Origin of the sequence: Acinetobacter sp. ANC 4218, assembly GCF_002135245.1 — a bacterium.
GTDB lineage: Bacteria > Pseudomonadota > Gammaproteobacteria > Pseudomonadales > Moraxellaceae > Acinetobacter.
This window is the reverse complement of record NZ_NEGD01000002.1, coordinates 292,846-319,693: the sequence shown is the minus strand read 5'-3', so window position 1 is coordinate 319,693 and position 26,848 is coordinate 292,846. Positions and strand designations below refer to the sequence as shown.

Here is a 26,848-nt window from a genome sequence, read left to right as displayed (position 1 = left end):
AGTGACTGTTGACTCCTCGTGTATGAAATAGCAACTGTACCTAATGCACTACATGATTTATTTTTGAATCCAATTAATGTTAGGGATGCAGATCAAGCTGATGATGTTACATATTCCTGAAATTCTAAGCAAACAGCAGGTTGTCGAGCTACGACAACAATTAGATAACAGTCAGGCCTGGATTCAGGGTCAGCACAGTGCCGGCTTTCAGGCACAAAAAATAAAAAATAATCTACAGATTGATCCCAACAGCATTGCTTATCAATCCTTTGCGGCCAAAATTCTTCAGGCCTTACAACACAACCTCCTGCTCAAATCTGCGGCATTGCCCAAGCATATTCTTCCGCCTTTATTTAACTGCTATCAGGATCAGGGGCATTATGGCAATCATGTCGATAATGCCGTGCAATATTCCAGCAGCATTGGACAAGCCATTCGGACTGACGTTTCCATCACCGTATTTTTATCTGAACTGGATGAATATGCAGGCGGTGAACTGATTGTGGAAGACAATTATGGCAGTCATGAAGTAAAGCTCGATGCGGGAGATGCCATACTCTACCCGGCCACTAGTTTACATCGGGTGGAAGCGGTGACCCAAGGCAAACGGATTGCGGCATGTACCTGGATACAAAGCATGGTCAAAGATGACTGGCAGCGCAGCATGCTGTTTAACCTGGATATGAACATTATTCAATTACGCCAGCAGATTGGCGATAGCGAAGAAATTCTAGGTTTGACCAGTCACTATCATAATTTATTACGCCAATGGGGAGATCTATGAAAACCGTTGCTCCCCTCTCGCAGATTCCGGCCTATTTACAAACTATTGCCGATTATGAAATTCAGGCACAAAAGCATCTGTCTGATATGGTGTGGCAGTACTTGCAAGGCGGCTCTATGGATGAGGTCAGTGTTCGCGACAATCTGGATCAGTTTCAACAGATTCATCTACTACCCCGCATGCTCAAAGACCTGACCCAAGGTCATACCCGCTGTAAAATTTTAGGGCAGGAATATCCGCACCCGATTTTTCTGGCCCCGATTGGACACCAACAACAGTTCCATCCTGAAGCTGAAGCAGCAACCGCACTGGCGGCAGAAGTGCTGGGCAGCAACATGGTACTCAGTACCTTTAGCAATACTGACATGCGCCAACTGAAACAGGACAATCCATACAAGTGGTTTCAGCTGTACTGGCAAGGTGACCGGGAAAAATCGCTGGCGCTGGTGAAACTGGCAGAACAACAGAATTTTAAAGCCTTGGTGATTACCGTGGATTCACCGCATACTGGCATCCGTGACCGTGAACGCCGGGTATTTTTCCATTTGCCGGAAGGCATGCAGCATCCGCATACAGCGGCGCATATTCCCTTGCCTGAACTGCATGAGGGAGATCATCCCGTATTTAATGGTTTGATGAAAATTGCACCCACCTGGGAGGATATTGCCTGGATGGTTCAACAGACCTCATTACCCGTTATTTTAAAAGGAATCGTCAATCCGCACGATGCCCGGCTGGCCATACAGCACGGCGTACAAGGCCTGATTGTGTCCAATCATGGCGGTCGTGTATTAGATACTTGCATTCCTCCACTGACTGCATTGCAGTTGATTAAAAAAGTGCTGCCGGCCGATTTTCCGCTGCTATACGATGGCGGGATTCGCCGTGGTTCAGATGTGTTTAAAGCCATTGCCCTGGGCGCTGCGGCGGTTTTCATCGGGCGTCCTTATATTTATGGACTGGCAACTGCGGGAGCATTGGGTGTGGCGCATGTGATTAAAATACTGAAGGAAGAATTTGAGATTACCATAGCATTAATGGGAACAGCCACGCTAAATGACATCACTGATGAGTATATTTTCCATAAATAGTGCTGTTTATGGAAAATATTTCCCACACTCCAGTTTTATATGCAAAAAAAGAAAAATATTTCCAGAATAAATCCAGTAAGATTAAGTTATAGCTTTGCAAAAGCTGCGATAAAGCCAAGTAATAGGAATTGATGGTTTTTTTATAACTTTCGACCCATCCTTTTAGGTACCCAGCTTGCAAATTAATAGAATAGACACAATCTATATTCGTAGTACGTTGCCGTGATCTACCACTGAAAGCAACCCATGCTACTCAAGGAGTTACCTCATGATGTTGGCTGATCCAAGTAAAAAATATCGTCGCATGTACCAGCGTGTAGACTTGCCAGACCGTCAATGGCCAAATAACGAAATTACCAAAGCGCCAATTTGGATGAGTACCGACTTACGTGATGGTAACCAAGCCATTTTTGAACCGATGGATATGGATCAAAAATTCAAAATGTTCCAGATGTTGGTGAAAATTGGTTTCAAACATATTGAAATTGGCTTCCCGTCTGCATCGCAAATTGACTTTGACTTCACCCGTAAATTGATTGAAGAAGGTCATATTCCGGATGATGTGTACATTGAAGTTTTAGTGCAGGCGCGTGATCATTTAATTCAGCGTACTTTCGAATCCTTGGTCGGTGCAAAACGTGCCATCGTGCATATCTACAACTCGAACTCTCCGACTTTCCGTCAAAAAGTCTTGAACGTGGATGTAGAAGGTGCACGTCAGTTAGCAATTAATGCTGCTCAAAAAGTGAAACAATACGCAGCACAATATCCTGAAACTGAATTTGTATTCCAGTACAGTCCAGAATGTTTCTCTGCAACCGAATTGGAAGTGGCGAAAGCAGCCTGTGATGCCGTGACTGAAATCTGGGAAGCATCACCTGAAAATAAAGTCATTTTAAACTTACCTGCAACCGTAGAGGTATCTAGCCCGAATATCTATGCCGACCAGGTCGAGTGGATGCACCGCAATATCGAGCGTCGTGATGGTGTGATTATTTCCGTACACTGCCACAATGACCGTGGTTGTGGTATCGCAGCGACTGAATTGGCGATTATGGCGGGTGCAGACCGCGTCGAAGGTTGTGTCTTTGGCAACGGCGAACGTACCGGTAACGTCGATGTGGCAGCTGTGGCCTTGAACATGTATACCCAAGGTGTTGCACCGCACCTAGATTTCTCCAACATTAACGAAATTATTGCTACTGTGGAAGAATGCACCGGCTTGCCAGTCCACCCTCGCCATCCATATGCAGGCGACTTGGTCTTCACCGCATTCTCCGGTTCACATCAGGATGCCATCAAGAAAGGTTTTGAATTCCAGAAAAATGAAGAAATCTGGGATATGCCTTACTTGCCAATCGATCCTAAAGACTTGGGCCGTGATTACGATGCCGTGATTCGTGTGAATTCACAGTCGGGTAAAGGTGGTATTGCCTACTTGTTAGAATCCAATTACAACGTGGTGTTGCCGCGTCGTTTACAGATTGAATTTTCGCAAGTGGTTCAACAGGTGACTGACGAGCAAGCCAAAGAAGTTTCTGCACAAGACATCTGGGCATTGTTTAAAGATACTTATGTGGCCGTGAAAGATTCCCATTACTCTGCCAAAAACTATAAATTGTCCGATGAAAATGGCAATCAAGTCATTGAGTTAGATATTGAAGTAAACGGCGAAGTTCAGCACTTGCGTGGTGAAGGGAATGGACCGATCTCAGCCATCTTGAACGCATTACAGTTGCCAATTGATGTGTTGAACTATGAAGAACGCAGTATCGGTTCTGGTGCAAATGCCAAAGCCTTGGCCTTGGTTGAGCTTCAGGTCAAAGGTGCCGGTAAATCAGCCTTTGGTGCTGGAGTGCATGACAACATCGTGACCTCATCTATCGAAGCGATTATTGCCTGCACCAACCGCTTGATTGATCAGGGTGTATTAAGTACAGATCAGGTCATTGCTGCTGCAGTATAAGCTTTATCAAATAAAAAACTTTAGAAAGGATACCCGCAAGTGGTATCCTTTTGTTATTCATCCTAAAGATTTAAGGCGAAAATTTCCTGTGTCTTTTCCAGCTGACTCAGTGGGCTTAGTTACCCCGCAAAAGTTTATTTTCGAAGAGCCGTTAGAGCTCGAATGTGACCGAATTCTTCCACGTTTTGAGCTCATGGTCGAAACTTATGGCGAACTCAATGCCGACAAATCCAATGCCATTCTGATTTGTCATGCCTTGTCTGGCCATCACCATGCGGCAGGTTATCATCATGAAGATGACCGCAAACCGGGTTGGTGGGATGCATGTATTGGACCAGGTAAAGCCATTGATACCTCTAAATTCTTTGTCGTCGCCCTGAATAATATTGGCGGCTGCAGCGGTTCGACCGGCCCGATTTCTCCCAATCCGGAAAATGACAACCGTCCTTATGGACCGGATTTTCCTCTGGTCACCGTGCGTGACTGGGTCAAAACCCAGGCCCTGCTCTCTGACCGTATGGGCATTGATGTCTGGTATGCCATTATTGGCGGTTCTCTGGGCGGCATGCAGGCTTTGCAATGGTCGGTGGATTATCCAGAGCGTTTAAAAAAATGCGTGATCATTGCCAGTGCTCCAAAACTATCGGCACAGAATATTGCCTTTAACGAAGTGGCACGTCAGTCGATTCTGTCTGATCCCGACTTCCATAATGGCCGTTATCTGGAAAATGACAGCTATCCTAAACGCGGGCTGATTCTGGCACGTATGGTCGGTCATATTACCTATCTGTCTGAAGAAGCCATGAAACAAAAATTTGGCCGTGACCTGAAGTCAGGCAAATTTATGTATGGTTTTGACGTCGAATTTCAGGTGGAAAGTTATTTGCGTTATCAGGGCGAGCAGTTCAGTCGTAACTTTGATGCCAACACTTACCTGATTATGACCAAAGCGCTGGACTACTTTGACCCATCACGCGAGTACGAGCAGTCCTTGAAAAAAGCCATGGCCAATACCAAGTGTAAGTTTCTGGTGGTGTCCTTTACCACAGACTGGCGTTTTACCCCGCAGCGTTCACAAGAAATTGTCGATGCCCTGATTAGCAACCATAAACCTGTCAGCTATGTCGATATTGATGCAGAACAGGGTCACGACTCGTTCCTGTTTCCGATTCCGCTTTACGTTAAATCATTACGTGCATTTTTAGGTGGTGCAGAACACCTCGAAGCCACACCTAAGGAGACTGTGTAATGCGTATCGATCATCAACTGGCAGAAAAATGGATTAAGCCCGATTCCAGCGTGCTGGATTTAGGCTGTGGCGATGGCGAACTGCTGGCCCATATGAGCAAAAAGCACAATATTCGTGCATATGGCCTAGAAATTGATCAGGAAAAGATTGCAATTGCGGTAAGTCGGGGGTTAAATATTATCCAACAAGACTTAAACCTCGGTTTAAGCCGCTTTGCAGACCAGTCCTTTGACTATGTGGTGATGGCACAGGCCTTGCAAGCTGTAGATGCACCAGACGTATTATTGCGTGATATGGTGCGTGTGGGGAAACAGGCGATTATCACCTTTCCTAACTTTGCCCACTGGAAGACCCGGTCTTTCTTGGCATTAAAAGGAAGGATGCCGGTTTCGGAAGCTTTACCGTATATGTGGTATAACACGCCAAATATTCATTTATGTACTTTCCGTGATTTTGAAGCACTGTGTGCGGAAAATGATATCCGGATTATTAATCGACTTGCCGTGAATGGGGATCAGCAAGGTAGTTTACTCAGTAAACATATCCCGAATCTGTTTGGTGAAGTCGCTATTTATCGAGTGAGCGCACTATGAAAAAAATATTATTAAGCACACTATTGGCTGGACTGTTTAGCATTCAAGCCCATGCAGAATATGTTGCACCTACGGCATCGGTTTCGAGCCAGGCTGCGCAGTATTCTGTTATGGATATTAACAACCTGACCAAAGCTGCCAAAGCCGGTCAACCCGCTGCACAATTTTATCTCGGTACCCGATATCAGCAAGGCAGAGAGGTCCAGAAGGATGAGCAGCAAGCTTTTTCCTGGTACAAAGCTGCTGCCGATCAAGGTCTGACTGCTGCACAATTGAATGTCGGTCGTATGCTGGCTGATGGTATTGGCACCAAAAAAGATGAAGCTTTAGCACGTAAATATTTTGAAAAAGCAGCAAGCCGTGGCGATAACCGTGCCAGCTTTAACTTGGCGATGATGGAAGAACAAAAGAAAAACTATGTTGGCGCATATCAGTGGTATGAATTGTCTACCCGTGACGGTATGCTCGACAATAAAGTGATTTCACTGTCTGAAGGTAAGAAAACCGCTTTGGCTGCCAACTTGAGCCAGGAACAGATTCGTCAGGCACGTGACCGTGCGGACAAGTGGATTCAGGCACAGTAATTCTGCATAATTCTATAAAGCACCTTCGGGTGCTTTTTTATTGGCTGATTGTTAGTCCCCATTTCAGGTAAAATTGAACTTATTTTAAAGATTAGAGCTTTTATAGAATGTCTGCACAAGATTGGTTATCGCAAGGAACACTGGTACTGGCAAGCAACAACAAAGGAAAGATTGCTGAATTTGAAAAAATGTTTGCCGAGCTAAATTTACCTGTTGAGGTAATCCCTCAAGGCAAACTGAATATTGAAGATGCGATTGAAGATGGTTTGAGCTTTGTTGAAAATGCCATTATTAAAGCCCGTCATGCATCTAAAATTTCAGGCAAACCGGCGCTTGCCGATGATTCCGGGATTTGTGTTCCTGTACTGGGTGGTGCGCCAGGTATTTATTCTGCTCGCTTTGCCGGCGAACATGGCAATGATGCAGCCAATAATGAAAAATTGTTAACCCGACTTAAACCGCTGCGTAAAGAAGGTGAAAGTATTGAGGGCATGTTTGTTTGCGTACTTGCACTGGTTCAGCATGCTGAAGATCCGCTGCCTCAAATTTTTCAGGGCATCTGGACAGGTGAAGTGCTAGAAGCACCCCGAGGCGAAAATGGTTTTGGTTATGACCCGCTATTCTGGTTGCCTGAACTGGGTATTTCTAGTGCAGAAATGAGTAAGGAAGATAAAAATAAAATCAGCCATCGCGGTCAGGCAATGCAGTTGTTTAAAGCGAGCCTAGAGAAGTAATTTCCGCCTCTTATTACCCCCTCTCCCTTTGGGAGAGGGCTGGGGTGAGGGATTTTTAAAATACATCTCTCCCTAAACCTCTCCTAGTAGGATAGAAAAAAATTATCTTTCTCTAAAGCTTTTAGACCCTCTCTCTAACTCTCTCCCACAGTCCCACAGGGAGAGAGGACTTTTTTATATTTTTATAAACCCGGCACCAACGCATGCAACACTCCACCATAAACCCCAATCAATATCGCACTGGCCACAGTACCCGACGCAATATATTTTGCTGAATAACCCGTCCCCTGATAATGCGTTTCTAGCGCTACAATATTGGCCGCCGGCGGCAGTAGAAAGAACATCAACATCACGGCATAGGTCAGTATTTGATGCGGAATAGGCAAAAACAGATAAGCTGCTGCGCACAATAAAACCGCCAATAGCATACGGCTACTGATGATCAATAAGCTACGCTTCAAATCACTCCAGCCAATCCTGACCTTACTCAGCCACATACCCAAAACACACATACCGGCAAAGGTCACCAAGACTTTATTGGCCTGGTAAATCAGCTGTATTACGGGATGAGATTCATAGCTGCTAAAGTCCCAGAATGACAAAACAGCAGCCGTGGTCAAAGCAATAACAGGGGGCGAAAGCATTACATTTTTAATAATAAATCCCCTATCCTGCGGGGTTTCACTCACCGCCATCACTGCACAGATATTGCCAAATAAAGAACCGCCGATATACAAGGCCACAATGGTGCTGCTGGCTTCCGGTCCAAAGACGGCTAAAGCAAAAGGAAGGCCTAACCACGCACCATTCAAGTAACTAAAACACAGGGCACGTAATTTGTCTTTTTGAAAATAATAAAAACCACTAAAGAAAATAATCGAACTGAACAAGCTGAAACCGATCAGCCACAAACTGCCTTCTTTATAAAACACCATATTGTAAATGATCAGCAGGGGTATAAAGAGACGGGCCAGCAAAGCTGCCAATAATGGCCGGATCGACTTTAAAACATGCACTCCCCAATATCCGGCAAGAAAAGAAATAAGAGGAAGAATCAGTGCCATGAGGGTGCAAACTTGGTTTTTTACTGAAGAAGTCCATCCTAGCACAGCTGATATTCAAACATGATCTTGCAGGGCTCATTTTTCATATTCATCTAGCCATGAATCGCTTTGTCTTAAAACCGAAACAGAAACGTCACGGCAATGTCATACAGACCTGTTGAGATAGTTCTCAATAAAAATGAGGATATTTTCATGGCAGGATTATCAATTTGGCACGTTGTCATTTTTGCAATTGTAGTGATTTTATTGTTTGGCACATCCAAACTGAAAAATCTGGGTAAAGATGTCGGTGGTGCCGTTAAGGATTTTAAAAAATCGATCAAAGATGATGAAGTCACTACTTCTGCATTAAATGAACCGCGTACCATTGAACATCAAGGCAATCCTGCAGATGTTAATTCCACAGCAAAAACACATTCAGGCTAAAACGTTATGCTCAATATCGGTATGACTGAACTGCTGGCTTTTGGCATCATTAGTTTATTGGTGCTTGGACCGGATAAGCTGCCGGAAGCTGCTCGTTTTGTTGGCAAATGGTACGCCAAAATCAAGCGCACCATCAGCAATGTGCAAAACGATATTGACCGAGAGTTACGGGTGTCCGAATTACGTGAACAGATGCAACAGGAAATGCAGCGTATTCAAGCTCTCGAACAGAAAATGCAAGCTCAAATGCAGCAACTACAACAATCTCAGCCTGCTAAAGAAAATATCTTACAAAATGCAGTGCCACATAATAAAAATGCTTCTACTGTTTATATTTTTATTCAATCACAACAGTCTTGTCATATTTATCTAAAAATACCGGATTGTGCCAAGCAGACAATGGTTCAACCCGCACCATTAAATAACATGCCTGCAAGTACACAGTTCAATCCGTTAAAGGTGGCCGTATGAGTACTCCCCTAGAGCACCAGTTACCCGCTCCCCTAGCAACGCAACAGCAACCACCACTTGAAGAAATGCCTATTACCAAACATTTAATGGTATTGCGTAAACATCTTTTTAAAATGATGGCCTTACTGATTGGCTTATTTTTTTGTTTATTGCCTTTGGCCAATAAAACCTACCAAGTTTTGTCAGAACCATTACGCGCACAGTTGCCTAGTACCTCGACCATGATTGCTACCGATGTCACGGCAACATTTATGGCCCCATTTAAACTGAACTTTTTTGTGGCCTTGTTATTGGCCATGCCTTATATCCTGTATCAACTGTGGGCATTTGTAAAACCGGCCTTATATGAAAAAGAAAAGAATCTGGCTTTACCCTTACTGATCGGCAGTATCTGTCTATTTTATATAGGGATCAGCTTTGCCTATTTTGTTGCTCTGCCTTCTATTTTGCATTTTTTCATCAGTGTTTCACCCGAAACCGTTGCCCCAATGACAGATATTAATAGCTATCTGGCCTTTTGTTTAAAGCTGTTCTTGGTATTCGGATTTACTTTTGAAATTCCGGTGATTACCTTGTTATTGATTTTAATCGGGCTGGTCAATACCGAACAATTGGTAGAAAAACGACGCTTTATTGTGGTGGGTTGCTTCTTTGTGGCGATGTTTGTTACTCCGCCGGATGCTCTGTCAATGATTATGCTGGCTGTTCCAATGTGGCTGTTGTTTGAAATGGGTTTATGGCTAGGCAAGCTGCTGGAAAACCGGCGTACCGTTTAAATTCAACCGCGATGTTGCTGAGCAGACTGAGGTCTGCTTTTTTCATGAAAACGACTTATTTTCTTCACCAGACTGTCATTCAAACGTCAGGACGCTGTCATATTTTTCACCTAAGTTTAAAACAACTTTACAACAACCATACATTTGGAAAATTATCATGACAGACTTTACGCCATATCATGAAGATCAAGAATTAGACAATAATACTTCTGAGAATATCCATTTCCGTGACATTTTAGAGCAGGCGATTACACGCCGCAGCCTCATCAGCAAAACTGCGAGCGGTGCAGTTGCCTTGACTTTGGCTTCAACTTTGACTGCTTGTGGCAGCGATAGTGACAGTACCCCAAGTGCAACAACTCCATCTATTGATCCAACCAAATTACCGACAAAGTTAAGCTTTACCCCAGTGGCAAAGAACCTGAATGATATCGTCACGGTGCCAGAAGGTTATGAAGCCAAAGTACTGTATGCAATGGGTGATTCCATCAACCCATACTATGAAGCATGGGATGACAGCAAGATTCCTTCAGGTGCAAGCTTTCAGTTCCGTTCTGGTGACTGTCATGATGGCATGAGCTTTTTCGGTTTAAATACTTCGACAGGCCGTTACGATAACACCAAATCAGATCACGGCTTACTGGTGCTGAACCACGAATATATTAACCAGACTTTCTTACACCAGACAGGTCCGACCAATAAGGGAACGGGTCCTCGCCCTGAAGATGAAGTGATCCGTGAAGTCAATGCACATGGCGTATCCATTATTCATCTGAAAAAAGACAATAAAACCCAAGCCGTTGAAATTTTGAAAAATTCAATTTTTAACCGCCGTATCACAGCTTCTACACCCATGACTTTTACCGGCGTTGCTGCTGGTTCAGCTTTACTTTCAACCCGCTTCTCTCCATCTGGTGTAAAAACCCGTGGTACTCAAAATAACTGCGGTAATGGTTATACACCTTGGGGCACCTACCTGACTGCTGAAGAAAACTTTATCGGTTACTTTGTGCGTAATGCAGCAGATGATAGCTCGCGCACTGCCAATGAAATTGTGGCATTAAACCGTTACGGTTTAAAACAAGGTGCTAAATCGCGTTATCAATGGGAAACTGCAACAGGCAGCCTGGAACAGCAGGACATGTATGATCGCTGGAATGCATCTGTTGTAGGTGCATCTGCATCTGTCGACTATCGCAATATTGCGAATACTTTTGGCTGGATTGTAGAAATTGATCCATTCGATAGCCGTCAGGACCCTGTAAAACGTACCTCACTGGGCCGTTTTGCACACGAAGACTGTCGTACCAGCCGTGCCATTGAAGGCCAGAACCTGGCATTTTATATGGGTGATGACTCACGTGGTGAATACATCTATAAATTCGTTTCTGATGCGAAATGGGATGCAAAAGATGTCAACGGTGGCTATGCAGCCGGTGATAAATATATGAATAGCGGTAAACTGTATGTTGCCAAATTCAATAGCGATGGTACAGGTCAGTGGATTGAGCTATCGATTAGCAACCCGGCAATTTCTGCTTACACGACTTATAAATTTGCAGACCAAGCGGATGTCGTAACGCATGCACGTATCGCTGCAGATGCTGTTGGCGCAACCAAAATGGACCGTCCTGAATGGGTTGCAGTCAATCCGAACAATGGTGAAGTATATGTCACTCTCACCAATAACAGTAACCGTGGTACCAGCTATGTAACTGATGCCGCCAACCCACGTAACTATACAGATCCTGAAGGCGGTAAAGGTAACGTGAATGGTCACATTATCCGCTTCCGTGAAGATGCCGACAAGACAACAGCTACCACATTCAAATGGGATATTTACCTGTTTGGTGCTGAAGCAAAAATGCTTGAAAATATTAACCTGTCTGGCCTAACTGACAATAATGACTTTTCTAGCCCGGATGGTATGTGGTTTGACCCACGCGGTGTACTCTGGATTCAAACCGATGATGGTGCCTATACGGACATAACCAACTGCATGATGCTGGCTGCATTGCCAGGTACAATGGGTGATGGTGGCACAGCAACTGCACTTTCAGGTGCTGGTACACAAGACACCTTTATGGGTGCTAAAGTGACCGATGAAAATTTACGTCGCTTCCTGACTGGTCCAAAAGAGTGTGAAATCACCGGCGTAACCATGACACCAGATTACAAAGCCATCTTCATTAACATTCAGCATCCAGGTGAAGATTCGGCTGCTTATAATAACGCAACCAGCCACTGGCCTGCGACACAAACAGATCCAAGCAATACCACTGCACGTCCGCGTTCAGCAACGGTAGTGATTACCCGTAAAGATGGTGGAGTAATTGCTGGATAAGTTTCCAACGTTTTTAAAATGCCGACCTCGTGTCGGCATTTTTTTATTTACTTAAAGGTAAATTTATCTGGATAATATTGCCCTGGGTTGTCCCTTGCTGGGATTTTTCCTGCCATTGCCATTGCTGATTTTTCATCCGTAGAAAATTGGAACAGCGTGTACCATACACCGGGCTTTGAATAAAGGTCGAAGAGAGTAATTCCTCCATCTCCAGACTAATGCCGGTTTGGGGCAAAAGCTCGGGAATAATTTTCCGTTCATCTTCCAGAATATCCCATACCGCAAATTCCAGATCTGCTTCGGGTGTCGCTGCCTGCTGGAGCATCGGTAAAAATTCCTGGGTAAAACGTTTACGTAAATGTCGGGTCTTTTCCCAATGCTCGGTCATTAAACCATTGGACACCACATACACACCTTGCGCTAAAACCTGCGGTGCCTCACCACGGTTACTCATATAAACCGCCTGATTTGAATCACCTAAAAACAAGTTAAATCCTGCATAATCACACTGGCGTTTTTCCAATGCTTGCGCAAAGCGGATCGGGGTTAAATCGGATTCCAGAAAAGTCTGAATCAGATGACCACGAGAAGTCGGATACTGTGTTTTATCGCTCGCATCCCTGAAATTGGTCAGTACAGCCCAGCGGCCTGATGCAGTAATGCCCATCCATGTGCCGCCTGACTGCAAGTCTTTTCCGGCAATAATCCGACTGTTTTCCCAGCAATGCAATGCTGCACTCGGCCGCTGATAAAACTCATCCCGATTGGAAATCAGACATAGTGGAGTATCCGGCAAAACTTGCCAGGCTAAAGCGACAATACACATAATTCATGCTCTTCATCTTTACACATTGAATGTACAACATTTTTCCCAGGTTTCAGCTAAAATCTGTGCAAAACATAATGACAAGGAACAGGAATGCTGACCTATCCAAATATAGACCCGGTTGCGGTATCGCTGGGACCATTACAAGTCCACTGGTATGGATTGATGTATTTACTGGCATTTTTATTTGCCTGGGGACTTGCCACCTATAGAACCAAACAACGTGATGGCTGGACACCTGACATGGTCTCTGACCTGATCTTCTATGGTGCCTTAGGGGTTGTGGTGGGTGGTCGTGTAGGCTACGTATTCTTTTATGGCTTTGAACAATTCATGGCCAATCCACTGTGGTTATTTCAGGTCTGGACCGGCGGCATGAGCTTCCATGGCGGATTCCTGGGTGTGATGCTTGCCATGCTGTTCTGGTGCAAAAAATACCAGAAAACCTGGTTTCAAACGCTGGATTTTATTGCCCCTTGTGTCCCGACTGGCCTAATGTTCGGTCGTATTGGCAACTTCATTGGTGGTGAGCTTTATGGCCGCCCGGTTTCTGATCCGAACTTTGCACTGGGGATGATCTTCCCTACCGATCCCTTGCAATTGGTCCGTCATCCCTCACAGCTTTATCAGGCTTTGGGCGAAGGTTTAATCCTGTTTATTGTATTGTGGTGGTTCAGCTCCAAGCCGCGTCCACGTATGGCAGCTTCTGCCCTGTTCCTGATCGGTTATGGTATTGCCCGTTTTGTGGTGGAATTCTTCCGTGAACCCGACAATGGCCAGCTATTTATTGGCTGGATGAGTAAGGGCCAGTTCCTGACTGTACCGATGATTTTGATTGGCCTCTGGATGATGTGGTATGCCTATCAAAAGAAAATCTATGATTGGGGTCCACAGAAAAATAGCTAAATAAAATTCCTTCTCCCTTTGGGAGAAGGTTAGGATGAGGGAGACAAAAAATGTCTCCTTTTTTTATCTCTCTGGTTATGTGCTCTTAAGAAAGAGATTTAAAATAATCTACAAGTAGGTTGAATCTGTGCTTCCCTCTCACTCGTATGCTAAAGTGCCCTTAGTTCTTATTCATCCAATAGAAAAACATGCTCGAATTTTGGTTCAATCCTAAAGCTTCCATTCTTCATAAACTGCTGATCTTTGTGGTCATCGCAATTGCCACGGGCGGACTGTACTGGATGGAACCTTTAAAACCGGATGCTATCCTGATGTTCATGGGTACAGGTATTATTTTCCTGATTTGCCGTTACTGTAAAATTCATTTTGCTGCTAAAAATCCGACCGGCCTGTTCTATCGACTCTTGGTCTGGATTCCGCTTGCCTTGCTGCTGGCCCTGATTTTCATGCATATGCAGAATGGTGAAATTCTCATCCCCGGTGCCCAAGGCATCGGTTTTATGGCTTTGGCCATTTGCCTATTTTCACCCTTGTCTTTATTGAATAAAAATGCCCCCTTGGATGAGCAAAAATAATGCTGGAGTTCTGGTATTCCGACAGAAGTAGCCGCGAGCTGAAACTGATGGTCTGTATTGCAACCTGTGTGATCATTTATCTCTGCTCTACGGTACAGCGACTTTCCCCCATCTTGACAGGAATAAGTGTAGGTATCGGTCTGAGCATACATGTATTAAGAGCATTAAGCTTAAAAATTGCAGCAAATAACCCTTATAAGAAAGGTTTTGAGATTCTTGTGTTCATCATGCCGCTGATGGCATTCATTACCTTAATTTCTGCATTGCCTACCCAGCATAAGCTGATGCTCGCCATTCAGGCGATTGGCTTTGCTGCTATTGGCCTATTTATATTATCGGGCTTTCCAAAGCGCAAGTTTGATTAGATTGAACTGAATTAGCTTCTCGTGTATTTCACACCCTTAAATAAGCCGAAATCCATATTGGATGTATTTTAAAAAGCCAAAATAAAAAAGACCGCTAAAAAGCGGTCTTTTTCAATCATCGAGAGATGATTAAGCAGCTAATGCGCCTTTAGCTTTTTCAGCTAAAGCAGCAAATGCAACTGCGTCATGCATAGCGATGTCAGCAAGTACGCGACGGTCGATGATCACTTGAGCTTTTTTCAAGCCATCGATCATACGGCTGTACGACAAACCATTTTGACGAGCACCAGCGTTGATACGTGCAATCCACAAAGCGCGGAATTGACGTTTCTTTTGACGACGGTCACGGTAAGCGTATTGACCTGCTTTGATTACTGCTTGGAACGCAACGCGGTAAACGCGTGAGCGAGCGCCATAGTAACCTTTAGCACGAGCAAGAATTTTTTTATGACGGCGATGAGCCTGTACACCACGTTTTACACGAGCCATTTATAAATCTCCTTAGATGTATGGGCACATAGCACGAACTGAAGCAACGTCACTTACGTGAACCATCACACAGCCGCGCAATTGACGGATACGTTTAGCAGATTTTTTGGTCAAAATGTGGCGTTTGAACGCTTGTTTACGCTTGAAACCGTTAGCAGTCGCTTTGAAACGTTTAGCTGCACCACGGCGAGTTTTTAACTTAGCCATAACAACCTCTTTAAACACCTGTTCAGCACGTCTGCACCATTGCAAAAACGACCTGCAGGTAAGGGAGGGAATATTCTAAAGCATCTTTGCTCAAAACAAAAGCAGAGATACTGAAAATTGCACACCAATGATCAGATTCTCTTAGTCTTATTTTCACTATCAAAAGCGGGATGTTTTTATTAATAAATCCACTATTCAGCATTATAATTATCAGCCCATAAGAATACTGGACTGCTATGAACCCTGCACAGGATGCTTTTGCCGCCCTGCGTTATCGTGACTTTTCCATTGTCACGATGAACCAGTTCTGCCTGACGCTCGCCATTTTAATTCAAGAAATTATTGTCGCGTATTCACTGTATCAGATTACCAAAGATCCTTTAACACTGGGTTTAATTGGTCTGGCCGAAGCCATCCCTTTTATTGCCTTGTCCTTGTGGGGCGGTTATTTTGCCGACCGCTTTAACAAACAGACCATCATGAAAATCTGCCTGTTTTTTGCCGTGCCCTTGCCTGTGGTTCTATGGTGGCTATTCCATGCCTATGGCCTAGGACAGATCGACGTGACTACACTGTCCTGGGGCATATACGCGGTTATTTTTGGTTTGGGTACAATTCGCGGTTTTTATAATCCCTCCGCCACATCATTAAAACCTTTCCTGATTCCACGCGAGCTCTATGCCAATGGTGCCACCTGGACCACCATCGGCTGGCAAAGTGGCGTGATTATTGGTCCCATGCTGGGCGGTTTTATGCTGGCTTTTTTAGGTCGTGAAAACAGTTTATGGGCGGTAACCGGATTATTGTCCGTCTGCTTTATCCTGATTAACCTGCTAAAAAAGCGGAGTTTTCCCAAAATTGAAACTAACAACCTGCTGGAAAGTTTGGGAGATGGTTTCCGCTTTATCTGGAAAACCAAAATCGTACTCTGGGCGATTTCGCTGGATCTGGTTTCGGTGCTGTTTGGCGGGGTCATTGCCTTACTGCCGATCTTTGCTGAAGATATTTTAAAAGTCGGGCCTGAAGGTTTGGGTTACTTGCGTGCAGCGCCATCGATTGGTGCTCTCATCACCATGATTGCCTTAACCAAATTTCCACCAACCCAAAATGCCTGGCGTAATATGTTGCTCGCCGTTGCCGGATTTGGCCTATTTACCCTGCTGTTTGCCTTCTCGAATAACCTGTGGCTATCGCTGTTCGCTTTGGCCATGACTGGTGCCTGTGACAGTATTTCAGTGGTCATTCGCCAGACCATTCTGCAAATTTATCCGCCAGAAAATATGCGTGGCCGTGTCGCCGCGGTGAATGGCATGTTTGTCTCATCCAGTAATGAACTTGGCGCTTTTGAATCCGGCTTAGCCGCCAAATATATGGGCACCATCATTGCAACCGTCTTTGGAGGCTGTATGACCATGGTAGTAGTAGCGTTGAGCTGGGCAAAAACCCATGATTTATTTGGCGTCGACATTACCAAAGTGCATGATCATGAACATTAATTTAGTTTTTAGACTTGCCAGTATTTCCAATTCAGGAAATACTGCGCACTCATAATACTCCGCTACCACTGCAACATCTGGTTTGACTAAGAAATAAATATTTATGAAGCAAATACTGTGTTTTTCTCTACTCATGTGTGTACCCTTCAGTACTGTTTACAGTGCTGAATCTAAAGCAACCAAACAGCTTGCCGTTCAGAAAAGCGCAGCCCTTCCCGCGCATTTGACCACACGCATTCAGTGGACCAAATTCCCGCGTCCAGACTATAAAAATGAAGATTTAAAAGAGCAAAACCGCAGTGCCATTATTCGCATTTATGCAGATGAAACCGGTAATGTCATCAAGGCCAGCGTACAGGAAAGTACCGGCTTAAGCCATCTGGATAACCTGTTGGTTCAAGCCGTGCGTGAAGCACATGTCAAACCCCATATCGAAAATGACACGGCAACACCTCTCATTGGCTATCAAACCTTTAGTTTAAAGTTAGACCAAGAGGATGTTGACGCCTGTCCCTATCAGTTTGAATCGAAAAATTGGCAAGCTCAACAGCAGAATAGAAAAACACCTTTTTCATACCGTACCCAGCCACAGCTAGACATCGATTCTGAATTGCTCAACGGCCACAATCGCGCGGTTAAATTTAACTTTAAAGTGAATAAACACGGTGAGGTGAAAAAGGTCAAAGTTACTCAGGGCTCGGGGATTTATGCTTTAGACCAGAAAGTTGTTCAAGCCGTATCAAATAGCCAAATTAATGTAAAGCGCACGGCCAGCACTTTATGGATGTATAAAAAATCCAGCTTTAAAGATGAAATTAAGTTCAACCTAAATCACTGTGAATAAGCAAAATTAAAAACGAGATGCAAAAGCATCTCGTTTTTTTAAAACAGGCTAAAAGCCAGATAGATAAACAAGTAGCGCCCTATTTTAGCAATTGCAACCATCAATAAAAATCGGGCAAAATTTTCTTTTAGCAGACCGGCAATAAGGGTAATGGGATCGCCAATGATGGGCACCCAACTCAACAATAATGACCAGTAGCCATATTTGTGATACTTCGCCTGTGCTTTCACCATTTGCTGCTGTGAAACAGGAAACCATTTTTTGTCTTTGTAACGTTCAATCTTAAAACCGAGCCACCAGTTCACGCAGGATCCCAAAATATTTCCCAAGCTTGCAACAAACAGTAGCCAAGGAACTGAATGACTGCCCTCCGCCAAAAAAGCCAATAAAACCGCTTCGGATTGCAAAGGCAATAAAGTTGCCGCACCAAAGGCAGAAATAAACAGTAACAGGTAAGCCGGCATCAGGCTGCTACCGTTTTAAAGCCCGAGTTTTTTCTTGGTTGAGGTGTATTCATAAACTGTCCAAAGCAAAGCCAGAACAAGAATCAGATAACGGCTATAGCTATAACGCTGCGTCAAAGGCTGGATGGCTGCGTATAAAGCATTCTGGTCCTGCGTATTTAAAGTCGCCATAAAATTCTGGATGTGCACGGCTTCGGCAATAAAAAGAATCAAACAAGCCGCTATACCAAAGATAATGCTCCAATAGATTTTGGCATTGTGTTCCAGAATACGCGTTGAATTTAAAAAGAATGCTTTCATAAGATGCTGATCCAGTAAAAAACCACCGCATGGGTGGTTTATTTAACAATTGATACCACTATAACTTACTTCCGCTTGATTATGAAACGAGGAGGCTTTTGTTCGTAATAACGAGTAAATTTGATTACTTCCATGATAAAACTTCTTGCTCTTAAAGCAAAATCAACTATTTCTAAAAATTCGTTATCTATTGCATAGTATCTAGATTTAGCAAAATTAGGAAAACCAATAATATATTTTTTTAAAGAATCTTTTTGTTTTTCATCAGCAAAAGGTAAAAGTTGAATAAGCTTTTTTAGATTATGGCCTGCTCTATCTTTATCACTGAGTATTTTTTCCTCTATACCATTATGTAGCAAAACCGCCTTAATTGTTAATTCAGCCAACAAATGTATGTTTTGAAATATCGTATTATTTTCAAAATTATTTATAAGACCATATGTCACAAGCTCAAGATGATTTCTAGCCTCACTCCATAATGTACCTTCTAATCCACTTGCTTTTTTCCCCTGCAATGAAATCAATCCAAAATAGATAAAGTGATCAACACTCAAAATTATTTCTTCATAAATTTCATCATCTCGGAAATAAAAAGCCTCAAATTCAGAGATATCTTTAAATTTCAATAATTCTTCAGGATCTATGACAGGGAATCCGTCAAATGCATAAAATTCGAATTTTTTAACGCGATCTAAACTAGCAACAAAACCAGTAATTTTAGGTTTCCACCCCAAAGCGCCCTGTGGAAATTTTTCTCTATAGTATACTTGCAAGGCCAAATACTGCGGATCACCTAATGAATCAATACATTTTCGCTTATATAATTTCGGATAGATTGCTGTTGCAAATCTATCCGCTCTATTATGAAAAGATACTTTCTGTTTGATTAATTTCTTTTCAATTTCAAAAAGCTCATTTATATCAATGTTCATTGTACTTTAATCGACAATGCTTTCTGAATAGCAGGACGTGCAGTCAGGTGATCTACATATTCTTTCACATAAGGATAATCTTCAAGCTGAATTTGCTGCCATTCATGGCGTAGTATCCACGGTAAAATCGCCATATCGGCAATCGAATACTCGCCCGCCACATACTTTTGCCCCATCAGCTGCTTATTCAGCACACCATACAGACGCTTGGTTTCATTGACATAACGGTCTATGGCATAGGGAATTTTTTCCGGTGCAAAGCGGCCAAAATGATGGTTTTGCCCCAGCATCGGCCCGAAACCACCCATTTGCCACATCAGCCATTGCTCGACTTCAACGCGCTGTTGCTCATCTACTGGATAATACAATCCGGTTTTACGGCCCAAATACTGCAAAATTGCCCCAGACTCAAATACTGAAATGGCTTCACCACGCGGTCCGTCCTGATCCACAATCGCGGGAATTTTATTGTTAGGTGAAATACGTAAAAAGTCAGGCTGAAACTGATCATTTTCTAAAATATTGATGGGGAAAATTTGGTATTCCAAACCCATTTCTTCTAATGCTATTGTAATTTTATGACCATTGGGTGTTCCCCAATAATAGAGATCAATCATGTTTCCTACCTTTTGCCTTTTTCGTTTTACATGACATGCTTAAAATTTATTCCAGTTATAGCATGATTTAGTACCATACATCCGCATATTTAATTATAGATTCATCAGTAAAACCACTAAATATAAAGCATTATTTTCAGGCAAAAATCAGCCCCGGATGTTGTTACATATTGATGCTTGAAAAGCCTCCACCCAATCTTATATTAGACATGAAGCAATCATCCATTCAGGATATTGCTTCACATTACTTATGCCATCCATTACAGAATTATCATCATGCTTCTATAACTGTTCTGAGAACCGGAGGTTCTATCCATGAGCAATTCCAGTCTTACCCCACTGTTCCGACGTAGCATCGGTTTTGACCGTTTTAATGACCTGTTTGACTACGCAATGCAAAGTGAAACACCGAATTATCCACATTACAATATTGAAAAAACCGGCGATAATAATTACCGCATTGTCGTCTCTGCAGCTGGATTTAACGAAGACCAACTCGAGATCAACCTGGAAAATCAAGTTCTGACCATTAGCGGCAAAGCGGTTGAAGAAAAATCGGATACTACGGTAGAATTTTTACACAAAGGTATCGCCCACCGTTCCTTTAAACTGTCTTTACGTCTGGATGAACATGTAGAAGTACAACAAGCTGACTTTGCAAACGGTTTGTTAAAAATCGACTTACAGCGCAATGTTCCAGAAGAAAAATTACCTCGCCAGATTCCGATTGGCAGCAAAACCACGGAAAAACTTGCGTCACCTCAACAGGAAACAACAAAATAACACCCCCAAAAGACTGGTCAATGACTGGTCTTTTAAATAATTGAAACGATCTCTTAAAAAACCGATTCAAAAAATCATCGCTATAAAAAAGCCCTGCTTTTGCAGGGCTTTCTTCATCAATAGAGGCTTACTTTTTCTTTTTAGGACCAAGTAGCATACCCATTTGACGACCTTCCATTTTTGGTGCTTGTTCAACTACACCGAATTCAGCCACATCTGCTTCAACTTTTTGCAATTGAGCCAGACCCAACTGTTGGTGAGCCATTTCACGACCACGGAAGCGTAAAGTGATTTTTACCTTGTTGCCTTCTTCAAGGAACTTGATAATGGCACGTAATTTTACGTTGTAATCACCAACATCAGTCGCAGGGCGGAGCTTGATTTCTTTCACCTGTACTTGATGCTGTTTTTTCTTCGCTTCTTTCTGCTTTTGTTTCAGATCAAACAAATGCTTGTTGAAGTCCATGATTTTACACACGGGTGGCTCAGCATTTGCAACAATCTCAACCAGGTCAAGATCGACAGCTTCAGCTGCACGTAAAGCATCATTTAAGCTTACGATGCCTTTTTGCTCGCCATTTTCGTCTACAAGACGGACTTCTTTTGCACGAATTTCATCATTCAAAGCAGGACGGTTTGATTTGTTACCGCCCTGTTGATTACGGTCAGGCTGTTTAATCGCTTTTACTCCACAATATACCGGCCGCGTTCGGCAACGGCTGCTTTTACTAGGTCAACGAAAGCATCGATTGACATAGTACCCAAATTTTTTCCTGAGCGGGTACGCACATTCACTGTACCTTCCTCTACTTCACGGTCGCCAAGTACCAGTAAGTAAGGAATACGCTCTAAAGTACGTTCACGAATCTTAAAGCCGATTTTCTCATTTCTCAAGTCGGAAATGGCACGAATACCGTTTTCTTTAAGTTTAGCGACGACTGACTCACATGCTTCCGCTTGAGAATCGGTAATGTTCATCACGCACGCTTGTGTAGGTGCCAACCAAGGTGGCATAAAGCCTGCGTAGTGTTCAATCAGTATACCAATAAAACGCTCGAAACTACCAAGAATTGCACGATGTAACATAACAGGCTGATCACGGTCGTTATCTTCTGTTACGTAAGATGCATCCAGACGCTCTGGCAGGTTGAAGTCACACTGAATGGTACCGCACTGCCATACACGACCTAGGCAGTCTTTCAATGAGAATTCGATCTTAGGACCGTAGAATGCGCCTTCACCCGGTTGCAGTTCCCATTCCAGACCAGCAGCATCTAAAGCATCAGCCAAAGATTTTTCCGCCATGTCCCAAAGTTTGTCATCACCGACACGTTTTTCCGGACGTGTAGAGAGTTTCATTTGAACGTCTTCAAAACCGAAGTCTTTGTACACATCTAAAGTCAATTTAATGAAATCTGCAACTTCAGTTCCAATCTGTTCTTTGGTACAGAAAATGTGTGCATCATCTTGGGTAAAGCCACGAACACGCATAATGCCGTGTAATGAACCTGATGGCTCGTTACGGTGACACGAACCAAACTCAGCCAGACGGATCGGAAGATCACGGTAAGATTTCAACCCCTGGTTGAATACCTGTACGTGACATGGACAGTTCATTGGTTTAACCGCATAGTTACGGTTCTCTGAATGAGTCGTAAACATGTTGTCTGCATAGTTTGCCGCATGACCCGATTTTTCCCAAAGCGTGAAGTCCACCACTTGCGGGGTACGAATCTCAAGATAACCATTATCTTGCTGAACTTTACGCATGTACTGTTCCAGTACCTGGTAAATGGTCCAGCCATTCGGATGCCAGAACACCATACCCGGTGCTTCTTCCTGCATATGGAACAAGTCTAAAGCTTTACCGATTTTCCGGTGATCGCGTTTTTCTGCTTCTTCAATACGTTTTACATAAGCCGCAAGCTGTTTTTTATCCGCCCATGCTGTACCGTAAATACGTTGCAGCTGTTCATTCTTCGCATCACCGCGCCAGTAAGCACCAGAGATTTTAGTCAGCTTGAACGATTTTAAGAATTTGGTATTCGGTACGTGCGGACCACGGCACATATCCAGATAGTCTTGATGGTAGTACAAGCCCATTTGCGTTTCTTCAGGCATGTCTTCAATCAAGCGGAGTTTGTATTCTTCGCCACGCACAGTGAATTCTGCAATCACTTCATCGCGTGGGGTCATTTTTTTGATGACATCATAGTCTTGGTCGATGAGCTTTTTCATACGCTCTTCAATCGCCGCCAAGTCATCTAAAGTAAACGGACGTGGCATCCAGATGTCATAGTAGAAACCTTCTTCAATGACCGGGCCAATCACCATCTTTGCTTCGGGGAACAATTGCTTAACTGCATGGCCGACCAGGTGCGCACAAGAGTGACGAATGATGTGAATACCATCTTCATCTTTAGGCGTGATAATTTGTAAGGTTGCATCTTCAGTGATGAGATCAGACGCATCAACCAAACGGTCGTTTACGCGACCCGCAACTGTATTTTTTGCAAGACCCGGACCAATGCTCAGTGCAACGTCCATCACAGATACGGCTTGATCAAACTGTTTTTGATCGCCATTTGGCAAAGTGATAATTGGCATAAAAAATCCTTAAGGAGTGATGCCCCGTACCATAGGGCATGTCACCGCGAGATTATGATCGAGGCAGAACCTCAAAAGATAAAAACGGTGGATAAATAAAAATCGATTCGAATTTTACACGTCTTATCCACAGGATTAAACCTTTTCACCTATAAAATTCGCAATTTGGCACATTTTGAATTTATTTGCCAATGCCTTAGCTCTAGCTCAATCAAGGAATTTTCACTTCCCTTTTTATGCTCTAAAGTTATCCCATGCTTAGAACTTGCACTGAGCATAGGCAGAAAGCGGAGCAAATTGCGGAATCACAGCTTCGCTCTGGGTGGGTCTTAAAAACACATAATCAGCCCGGTCAATCTCACAGGATTTCGGCACCAGCAGCAGTTCCAGATCAGGTAACTGGCTATAGTGCAAAACTTTTAACATGGGTGTAGCTATCCATAAGGCACCTTGCAGTTCAGCCAGACTTTGCTGGTCAATATCCCCCTGATTGGCTAAAGACTGATTGATCGGAACAACATATTTCCCTAAGTCATATAAGCGTGTACCCGCTTAAACTGTGCATTGACTTTTATCTTCATCAAAGGCCAGCACGCCTTTGAACTGATCGAGATTAAGCAAAGTTTCATCCGTCTTGGCCAACACACTAAATGAATGCCTTGCACCAACGACAGGAATATGACCATAGAATTTGACTCATTTTTGTAATTCATTGACATGCTGAGGTTGAAAAATTTATGGATGTGCCTGCTGGCTTCCAGACCAATTACGCCATCCTTTATCCGCCTGTTGTATTTTCATTATTATTCCCTGGCTAATGTTATTTAAATTGCCCATTTAGAGTAAAATACCTAAAAAAGCAAATATGGGAACCCATGCGTTCAAAAAAAATCCACCCCATAAAATAATTTTTTAATTTTCAATATGTTAAAAATTATAAAATAGCACTCGACTAAAGCATAACTGCAAGATTTCTGATAAATGCATATCTTTTTCAAAAGGATATGAAAACAAATATAGAATGGAGTTTTAACATGGTTAGCGCATATGATGAATTACCGCGTACCCCCGCAAATTTTGTAGCGTTGTCACCTTTACGCTATCTGGATCGGGCTGCTTATATTTACCCGAATCAAAATGCAATTATTCATGGTAAACGTCGTATTACCTGGCGTGAAAAATATAATCGTTGCCGCCAGTTTGCCCACCAACTCCAAAAACTCGGGATCGGTAAAAATGATACCGTTTCGGTACTGCTGCCTAATGTGCCGGCAATGATTGAAGCACATTTTGCCATACCAATGGCAGGTGCCGTACTGAATACCTTAAATACCCGTCTGGATGCTAAAACAGTTGCCTTCATGCTGGAACACGCCGAAAGCAAGGTATTGCTGGTTGACCCCGAATTCAGCCAGCTTGCTACAGAAGCCTTGGCGCTGATCCCGCAAGAAATCTATGTCATTGATGTCGCCGATGAAGAATATGAGGGTGAAGATACCCGTATTGGCCAGATTGAATATGAAGACTGGATTGCACAAGGTGATACCAATTTTGAGTGGCATTTACCCACAGATGAATGGGATGCCATCAGCTTAAGCTACACCTCGGGCACCACGGGGAACCCGAAAGGCGTGGTCTATCATCACCGCGGGGCCTACATTAATGCAGCCAGTAACATCATTGCTTGCGGCATGATGCCTCGCGCGACCTATTTATGGACCCTGCCATTGTTTCACTGCAATGGCTGGTGCTTTGCCTGGACCATGGCTGCCAATGGCGGGACCAACGTCTGCTTGCGCAAAGTTGATGCAGAACAGATTTTCAAATTGATTGCCGAACATAAAGTCGACTACTTCTGTGGTGCACCGATTGTCCTGTCGATGCTGATCAATACCCCTGAAGAGAAAAAGACCCAGATTGATCACCGTGTTGAAGTGATGGTGGCCGGTGCCGCGCCTCCTGCGGCGATTATTGAAGGCATGCGTAATATTGGCATTAATGTCACTCACGTCTATGGTTTAACTGAAACTTACGGCCCTTCTGCACTGTGTGCATCACAAGCGGGCTGGAGCGACCTGTCGATTCAGGAACAGGCACACTTGCACTCTCGTCAAGGAGTTCCATATCCACTGCAAGATGGCATGAAAGTACTTGATCCGGAGACCATGCACGAAGTGCCGCATGATGGTAAAACCATGGGCGAGATCATGTTCCGCGGCAATATCGTCATGAAAGGCTATTTAAAGAATCCTGAAGCAACCGCCGAAGCCTTTGCTGGTGGCTGGTTCCATACCGGTGACCTTGCCGTTTGCCAACCGGATGGCTATGCCAAAATTACCGACCGCTCTAAAGATGTGATTATTTCCGGTGGTGAAAATATTTCCTCGCTCGAAGTGGAAGAGGTGCTGTATCAGCACCCAGCAGTCCTGACGGCAGCGGTAGTGGCAAAACCGGATCCACGCTGGCAGGAAGTTCCATGTGCCTTTGTGGAACTCAAACAAGGTAAAACTGCAACAGCTGAAGAACTGATTGAATACTGTAAACAGCATTTGGCCCGTTTTAAAGTACCTAAAGATGTGGTGATTACCGAAATTCCAAAGACATCTACAGGCAAACTGCAAAAATTCATTTTGCGTGACTGGGCCAAAGAACGTGCTACAGGCGAGTTTCAGTAACTCTCCCTCACTAGCCCTCTCTCTAACTCTCTCCCTGAGCAAGCGACAAAGCAGTGCATTGTCGCAAAGCGCAAGAGAGCAATCTTAAGGCATAAAAAAGCGACTTCATGAGTCGCTTTTTTAGTTTGAGTATAGAAATAAGAAAGTCAGTTATCTGAAATCAAAGCCACTTGCTGAATATAGTTGAACAGTTTTAACTTGGATGCAGCCAGCTCTTCTTCCGTCACCTGATTTTTGATATCACGATGGATACGCAAAATATGCTGACGAATCGCATGATGCTCGGCAGCATTATGCGCTTTCATGAATTCTTTAATCACCGGATCACCTTGCGCGATCATACGATCGACCCAACGTTGCAACTGCGCAGTTTTTTTCGCGCCTTGCTGTGGAGTAAGGTAAGACAAAATCATGGTTTCATCTTCATTACGCAATAATTTTCCTACACGCTGAAACTGACGGCGACGTGCTTCATGTGAAGTAATGGTTTGCACATCCAGTAAAGCATCAATCAAACGTTCTTCCACCGGAAGGTTTTTAATTTGTTTGATACTCAACTGAGCCAGTTGCTCACCTAAAGCAGCCATACGCTGAACTGCTTTTTTCTGTTCGGTTTTACTCGCCCGCCCTTCTAAACTTTCAAAGTCATCTTCAGTAAAACGGTTCGGTCGACGTGCCAC

30 protein-coding genes are annotated in these 26,848 nt (G+C 43.6%); 18 read left to right on the top strand and 12 right to left on the bottom strand.

Annotated features, from left to right (window positions below; translation table 11 throughout):
* Positions 1-100 precede the first annotated feature (100 nt).
* The 7 genes from B9T38_RS03200 to rdgB all read left to right on the top strand — a co-directional run bounded on the left by B9T38_RS03200 (position 101) and on the right by rdgB (position 7,001).
* Entirely contained in the window at positions 101-784 is a 684-nt protein-coding gene (locus tag B9T38_RS03200; protein WP_086195429.1) for a Fe2+-dependent dioxygenase, read from the top strand.
* Positions 781-1,875 (top strand): alpha-hydroxy acid oxidase, encoded by a 1,095-nt coding sequence (locus B9T38_RS03195; RefSeq protein ID WP_086195408.1) that lies wholly within the window; start codon positions 781-783, stop codon positions 1,873-1,875. The genes B9T38_RS03200 and B9T38_RS03195 overlap by 4 nt, the downstream gene beginning before the upstream one ends.
* A 268-nt stretch (positions 1,876-2,143) precedes the next feature.
* A complete protein-coding gene (gene leuA, locus B9T38_RS03190; RefSeq protein ID WP_086195407.1) occupies positions 2,144-3,841 on the top strand; it encodes a 2-isopropylmalate synthase in 1,698 nt (565 codons plus the stop codon).
* Between the two features lie 88 nt (positions 3,842-3,929).
* A complete protein-coding gene (gene metX, locus B9T38_RS03185) occupies positions 3,930-5,090 on the top strand; it encodes a homoserine O-succinyltransferase MetX (protein ID WP_086195406.1) in 1,161 nt (386 codons plus the stop codon).
* Entirely contained in the window at positions 5,090-5,683 is a 594-nt protein-coding gene (gene metW / locus B9T38_RS03180; protein ID WP_086175817.1) for a methionine biosynthesis protein MetW, read from the top strand. Before metX ends, metW begins: the two co-directional genes overlap by 1 nt.
* Positions 5,680-6,267 carry a tetratricopeptide repeat protein gene (locus B9T38_RS03175; RefSeq protein WP_086195405.1) on the top strand — a complete coding sequence of 196 codons (588 nt, stop codon included), beginning with the start codon at positions 5,680-5,682 and terminating at the stop codon, positions 6,265-6,267. The genes metW and B9T38_RS03175 overlap by 4 nt, the downstream gene beginning before the upstream one ends.
* Positions 6,268-6,374: 107 nt before the next feature.
* Positions 6,375-7,001, top strand: coding sequence for an RdgB/HAM1 family non-canonical purine NTP pyrophosphatase (gene rdgB, locus B9T38_RS03170; protein WP_086195404.1), 627 nt, complete (start codon positions 6,375-6,377; stop codon positions 6,999-7,001).
* A 182-nt stretch (positions 7,002-7,183) separates the two neighbouring features.
* On the opposite strand, the gene B9T38_RS03165 is transcribed toward rdgB, so the two are convergent.
* Positions 7,184-8,065 (bottom strand): AEC family transporter, encoded by an 882-nt coding sequence (locus tag B9T38_RS03165; protein WP_086195403.1) that lies wholly within the window; start codon positions 8,063-8,065, stop codon positions 7,184-7,186.
* A 192-nt stretch (positions 8,066-8,257) separates the two neighbouring features.
* Here B9T38_RS03165 and tatA point away from each other — a divergent pair, with 192 nt between their 5' ends.
* From tatA to B9T38_RS03145, 4 genes are all read left to right on the top strand, one after another.
* Positions 8,258-8,491 carry a twin-arginine translocase TatA/TatE family subunit gene (gene tatA / locus B9T38_RS03160; RefSeq protein ID WP_086195402.1) on the top strand — a complete coding sequence of 78 codons (234 nt, stop codon included), beginning with the start codon at positions 8,258-8,260 and terminating at the stop codon, positions 8,489-8,491.
* A 6-nt stretch (positions 8,492-8,497) separates the two neighbouring features.
* A complete protein-coding gene (gene tatB, locus B9T38_RS17180) occupies positions 8,498-8,962 on the top strand; it encodes a Sec-independent protein translocase protein TatB (protein WP_424624223.1) in 465 nt (154 codons plus the stop codon).
* Positions 8,959-9,738: a twin-arginine translocase subunit TatC gene (gene tatC, locus B9T38_RS03150; protein WP_086195401.1), complete on the top strand. Its 780-nt coding sequence runs from the start codon at positions 8,959-8,961 to the stop codon at positions 9,736-9,738. The genes tatB and tatC overlap by 4 nt, the downstream gene beginning before the upstream one ends.
* 157 nt (positions 9,739-9,895) lie before the next feature.
* Positions 9,896-12,082 carry a PhoX family protein gene (locus tag B9T38_RS03145; RefSeq protein ID WP_086195400.1) on the top strand — a complete coding sequence of 729 codons (2,187 nt, stop codon included), beginning with the start codon at positions 9,896-9,898 and terminating at the stop codon, positions 12,080-12,082.
* Positions 12,083-12,125: 43 nt separating this feature from the next.
* Here B9T38_RS03145 and B9T38_RS03140 read toward each other — a convergent pair whose 3' ends face one another.
* Complete coding sequence (locus tag B9T38_RS03140; RefSeq protein ID WP_086195399.1) at positions 12,126-12,908, bottom strand: NRDE family protein; 783 nt, start codon at positions 12,906-12,908, stop codon at positions 12,126-12,128.
* A gap of 93 nt (positions 12,909-13,001) precedes the next feature.
* Between B9T38_RS03140 and lgt the strand changes: the two genes are divergently transcribed.
* The 3 genes from lgt to B9T38_RS03125 all read left to right on the top strand — a co-directional run bounded on the left by lgt (position 13,002) and on the right by B9T38_RS03125 (position 14,754).
* Positions 13,002-13,814: a prolipoprotein diacylglyceryl transferase gene (gene lgt, locus B9T38_RS03135; RefSeq protein ID WP_086195398.1), complete on the top strand. Its 813-nt coding sequence runs from the start codon at positions 13,002-13,004 to the stop codon at positions 13,812-13,814.
* Between the two features lie 188 nt (positions 13,815-14,002).
* The gene (locus B9T38_RS03130) at positions 14,003-14,389 is read left to right on the top strand and encodes a hypothetical protein (protein WP_086195397.1); all 387 of its coding nucleotides are present in this window, start codon (positions 14,003-14,005) and stop codon (positions 14,387-14,389) included.
* A complete protein-coding gene (locus B9T38_RS03125; RefSeq protein ID WP_086195396.1) occupies positions 14,389-14,754 on the top strand; it encodes a hypothetical protein in 366 nt (121 codons plus the stop codon). The genes B9T38_RS03130 and B9T38_RS03125 overlap by 1 nt, the downstream gene beginning before the upstream one ends.
* 129 nt (positions 14,755-14,883) lie before the next feature.
* On the opposite strand, the gene rplT is transcribed toward B9T38_RS03125, so the two are convergent.
* Both rplT and rpmI read right to left on the bottom strand, forming a co-directional pair.
* Positions 14,884-15,243: a 50S ribosomal protein L20 gene (gene rplT, locus B9T38_RS03120; RefSeq protein WP_004867327.1), complete on the bottom strand. Its 360-nt coding sequence runs from the start codon at positions 15,241-15,243 to the stop codon at positions 14,884-14,886.
* Positions 15,244-15,255: 12 nt separating this feature from the next.
* Positions 15,256-15,450, bottom strand: coding sequence for a 50S ribosomal protein L35 (gene rpmI, locus B9T38_RS03115; protein WP_004637967.1), 195 nt, complete (start codon positions 15,448-15,450; stop codon positions 15,256-15,258).
* A 236-nt stretch (positions 15,451-15,686) separates the two neighbouring features.
* Here rpmI and B9T38_RS03110 point away from each other — a divergent pair, with 236 nt between their 5' ends.
* The gene (locus tag B9T38_RS03110; RefSeq protein WP_086195395.1) at positions 15,687-16,946 is read left to right on the top strand and encodes an MFS transporter; all 1,260 of its coding nucleotides are present in this window, start codon (positions 15,687-15,689) and stop codon (positions 16,944-16,946) included.
* A 103-nt stretch (positions 16,947-17,049) separates the two neighbouring features.
* Positions 17,050-17,790, top strand: coding sequence for a TonB family protein (locus B9T38_RS03105; protein WP_086195394.1), 741 nt, complete (start codon positions 17,050-17,052; stop codon positions 17,788-17,790).
* 38 nt (positions 17,791-17,828) lie between these two features.
* Here B9T38_RS03105 and B9T38_RS03100 read toward each other — a convergent pair whose 3' ends face one another.
* From B9T38_RS03100 to B9T38_RS03085, 4 genes are all read right to left on the bottom strand, one after another.
* A complete protein-coding gene (locus B9T38_RS03100; RefSeq protein ID WP_086195393.1) occupies positions 17,829-18,254 on the bottom strand; it encodes a YqaA family protein in 426 nt (141 codons plus the stop codon).
* A 15-nt stretch (positions 18,255-18,269) separates the two neighbouring features.
* A complete protein-coding gene (locus B9T38_RS03095; protein WP_086195392.1) occupies positions 18,270-18,554 on the bottom strand; it encodes a hypothetical protein in 285 nt (94 codons plus the stop codon).
* A 65-nt stretch (positions 18,555-18,619) separates the two neighbouring features.
* The gene (locus B9T38_RS03090; RefSeq protein ID WP_086195391.1) at positions 18,620-19,486 is read right to left on the bottom strand and encodes a hypothetical protein; all 867 of its coding nucleotides are present in this window, start codon (positions 19,484-19,486) and stop codon (positions 18,620-18,622) included.
* Positions 19,483-20,103, bottom strand: a complete 621-nt coding sequence (locus B9T38_RS03085; RefSeq protein ID WP_086195390.1) for a glutathione S-transferase N-terminal domain-containing protein — start codon at positions 20,101-20,103, stop codon at positions 19,483-19,485. The genes B9T38_RS03090 and B9T38_RS03085 overlap by 4 nt, the downstream gene beginning before the upstream one ends.
* 315 nt (positions 20,104-20,418) lie before the next feature.
* Here B9T38_RS03085 and B9T38_RS03080 point away from each other — a divergent pair, with 315 nt between their 5' ends.
* Positions 20,419-20,886, top strand: a complete 468-nt coding sequence (locus tag B9T38_RS03080; protein ID WP_086195389.1) for an Hsp20 family protein — start codon at positions 20,419-20,421, stop codon at positions 20,884-20,886.
* Between the two features lie 127 nt (positions 20,887-21,013).
* On the opposite strand, the gene infC is transcribed toward B9T38_RS03080, so the two are convergent.
* The 3 genes from infC to B9T38_RS16710 all read right to left on the bottom strand — a co-directional run bounded on the left by infC (position 21,014) and on the right by B9T38_RS16710 (position 23,919).
* Positions 21,014-21,565 (bottom strand): translation initiation factor IF-3, encoded by a 552-nt coding sequence (infC, locus tag B9T38_RS03075; RefSeq protein ID WP_086195388.1) that lies wholly within the window; start codon positions 21,563-21,565, stop codon positions 21,014-21,016.
* 5 nt (positions 21,566-21,570) lie between these two features.
* Positions 21,571-23,493 (bottom strand): threonine--tRNA ligase, encoded by a 1,923-nt coding sequence (gene thrS, locus B9T38_RS03070; RefSeq protein WP_086195387.1) that lies wholly within the window; start codon positions 23,491-23,493, stop codon positions 21,571-21,573.
* A gap of 258 nt (positions 23,494-23,751) precedes the next feature.
* Entirely contained in the window at positions 23,752-23,919 is a 168-nt protein-coding gene (locus tag B9T38_RS16710) for a hypothetical protein (protein ID WP_171263151.1), read from the bottom strand.
* A 608-nt stretch (positions 23,920-24,527) separates the two neighbouring features.
* On the opposite strand from B9T38_RS16710, the gene B9T38_RS03060 reads away from it, so the two are divergent.
* Positions 24,528-26,168: an acyl-CoA synthetase gene (locus B9T38_RS03060; RefSeq protein ID WP_086195386.1), complete on the top strand. Its 1,641-nt coding sequence runs from the start codon at positions 24,528-24,530 to the stop codon at positions 26,166-26,168.
* A 146-nt stretch (positions 26,169-26,314) separates the two neighbouring features.
* Here B9T38_RS03060 and yjgA read toward each other — a convergent pair whose 3' ends face one another.
* Positions 26,315-26,848: a ribosome biogenesis factor YjgA gene (gene yjgA, locus B9T38_RS03055; RefSeq protein WP_086195385.1), complete on the bottom strand. Its 534-nt coding sequence runs from the start codon at positions 26,846-26,848 to the stop codon at positions 26,315-26,317.

Bases quoted from the DNA above. Each gene is read 5' to 3' on its own strand.
- B9T38_RS16710 (WP_171263151.1), bottom strand. From the start codon at position 23,919: ATGTTAAAAGTTTTGCACTATAGCCAGTTACCTGATCTGGAACTGCTG.
- B9T38_RS03125 (WP_086195396.1), top strand. From the start codon at position 14,389: ATGCTGGAGTTCTGGTATTCCGACAGAAGTAGCCGCGAGCTGAAACTG.
- leuA (WP_086195407.1), top strand. From the start codon at position 2,144: ATGATGTTGGCTGATCCAAGTAAAAAATATCGTCGCATGTACCAGCGT.
- B9T38_RS03060 (WP_086195386.1), top strand. From the start codon at position 24,528: ATGGTTAGCGCATATGATGAATTACCGCGTACCCCCGCAAATTTTGTA.
- B9T38_RS03095 (WP_086195392.1), bottom strand. From the start codon at position 18,554: ATGAAAGCATTCTTTTTAAATTCAACGCGTATTCTGGAACACAATGCC.
- rplT (WP_004867327.1), bottom strand. From the start codon at position 15,243: ATGGCTCGTGTAAAACGTGGTGTACAGGCTCATCGCCGTCATAAAAAA.
- tatB (WP_424624223.1), top strand. From the start codon at position 8,498: ATGCTCAATATCGGTATGACTGAACTGCTGGCTTTTGGCATCATTAGT.
- B9T38_RS03105 (WP_086195394.1), top strand. From the start codon at position 17,050: ATGAAGCAAATACTGTGTTTTTCTCTACTCATGTGTGTACCCTTCAGT.
- B9T38_RS03140 (WP_086195399.1), bottom strand. From the start codon at position 12,908: ATGTGTATTGTCGCTTTAGCCTGGCAAGTTTTGCCGGATACTCCACTA.
- B9T38_RS03200 (WP_086195429.1), top strand. From the start codon at position 101: ATGATGTTACATATTCCTGAAATTCTAAGCAAACAGCAGGTTGTCGAG.
- B9T38_RS03110 (WP_086195395.1), top strand. From the start codon at position 15,687: ATGAACCCTGCACAGGATGCTTTTGCCGCCCTGCGTTATCGTGACTTT.
- metW (WP_086175817.1), top strand. From the start codon at position 5,090: ATGCGTATCGATCATCAACTGGCAGAAAAATGGATTAAGCCCGATTCC.
- thrS (WP_086195387.1), bottom strand. From the start codon at position 23,493: ATGCCAATTATCACTTTGCCAAATGGCGATCAAAAACAGTTTGATCAA.
- B9T38_RS03195 (WP_086195408.1), top strand. From the start codon at position 781: ATGAAAACCGTTGCTCCCCTCTCGCAGATTCCGGCCTATTTACAAACT.
- B9T38_RS03165 (WP_086195403.1), bottom strand. From the start codon at position 8,065: ATGGCACTGATTCTTCCTCTTATTTCTTTTCTTGCCGGATATTGGGGA.
- B9T38_RS03100 (WP_086195393.1), bottom strand. From the start codon at position 18,254: ATGCCGGCTTACCTGTTACTGTTTATTTCTGCCTTTGGTGCGGCAACT.
- tatA (WP_086195402.1), top strand. From the start codon at position 8,258: ATGGCAGGATTATCAATTTGGCACGTTGTCATTTTTGCAATTGTAGTG.
- B9T38_RS03080 (WP_086195389.1), top strand. From the start codon at position 20,419: ATGAGCAATTCCAGTCTTACCCCACTGTTCCGACGTAGCATCGGTTTT.
- lgt (WP_086195398.1), top strand. From the start codon at position 13,002: ATGCTGACCTATCCAAATATAGACCCGGTTGCGGTATCGCTGGGACCA.
- rpmI (WP_004637967.1), bottom strand. From the start codon at position 15,450: ATGGCTAAGTTAAAAACTCGCCGTGGTGCAGCTAAACGTTTCAAAGCG.
- tatC (WP_086195401.1), top strand. From the start codon at position 8,959: ATGAGTACTCCCCTAGAGCACCAGTTACCCGCTCCCCTAGCAACGCAA.
- B9T38_RS03145 (WP_086195400.1), top strand. From the start codon at position 9,896: ATGACAGACTTTACGCCATATCATGAAGATCAAGAATTAGACAATAAT.
- rdgB (WP_086195404.1), top strand. From the start codon at position 6,375: ATGTCTGCACAAGATTGGTTATCGCAAGGAACACTGGTACTGGCAAGC.
- B9T38_RS03175 (WP_086195405.1), top strand. From the start codon at position 5,680: ATGAAAAAAATATTATTAAGCACACTATTGGCTGGACTGTTTAGCATT.
- B9T38_RS03085 (WP_086195390.1), bottom strand. From the start codon at position 20,103: ATGATTGATCTCTATTATTGGGGAACACCCAATGGTCATAAAATTACA.
- B9T38_RS03090 (WP_086195391.1), bottom strand. From the start codon at position 19,486: ATGAACATTGATATAAATGAGCTTTTTGAAATTGAAAAGAAATTAATC.
- B9T38_RS03130 (WP_086195397.1), top strand. From the start codon at position 14,003: ATGCTCGAATTTTGGTTCAATCCTAAAGCTTCCATTCTTCATAAACTG.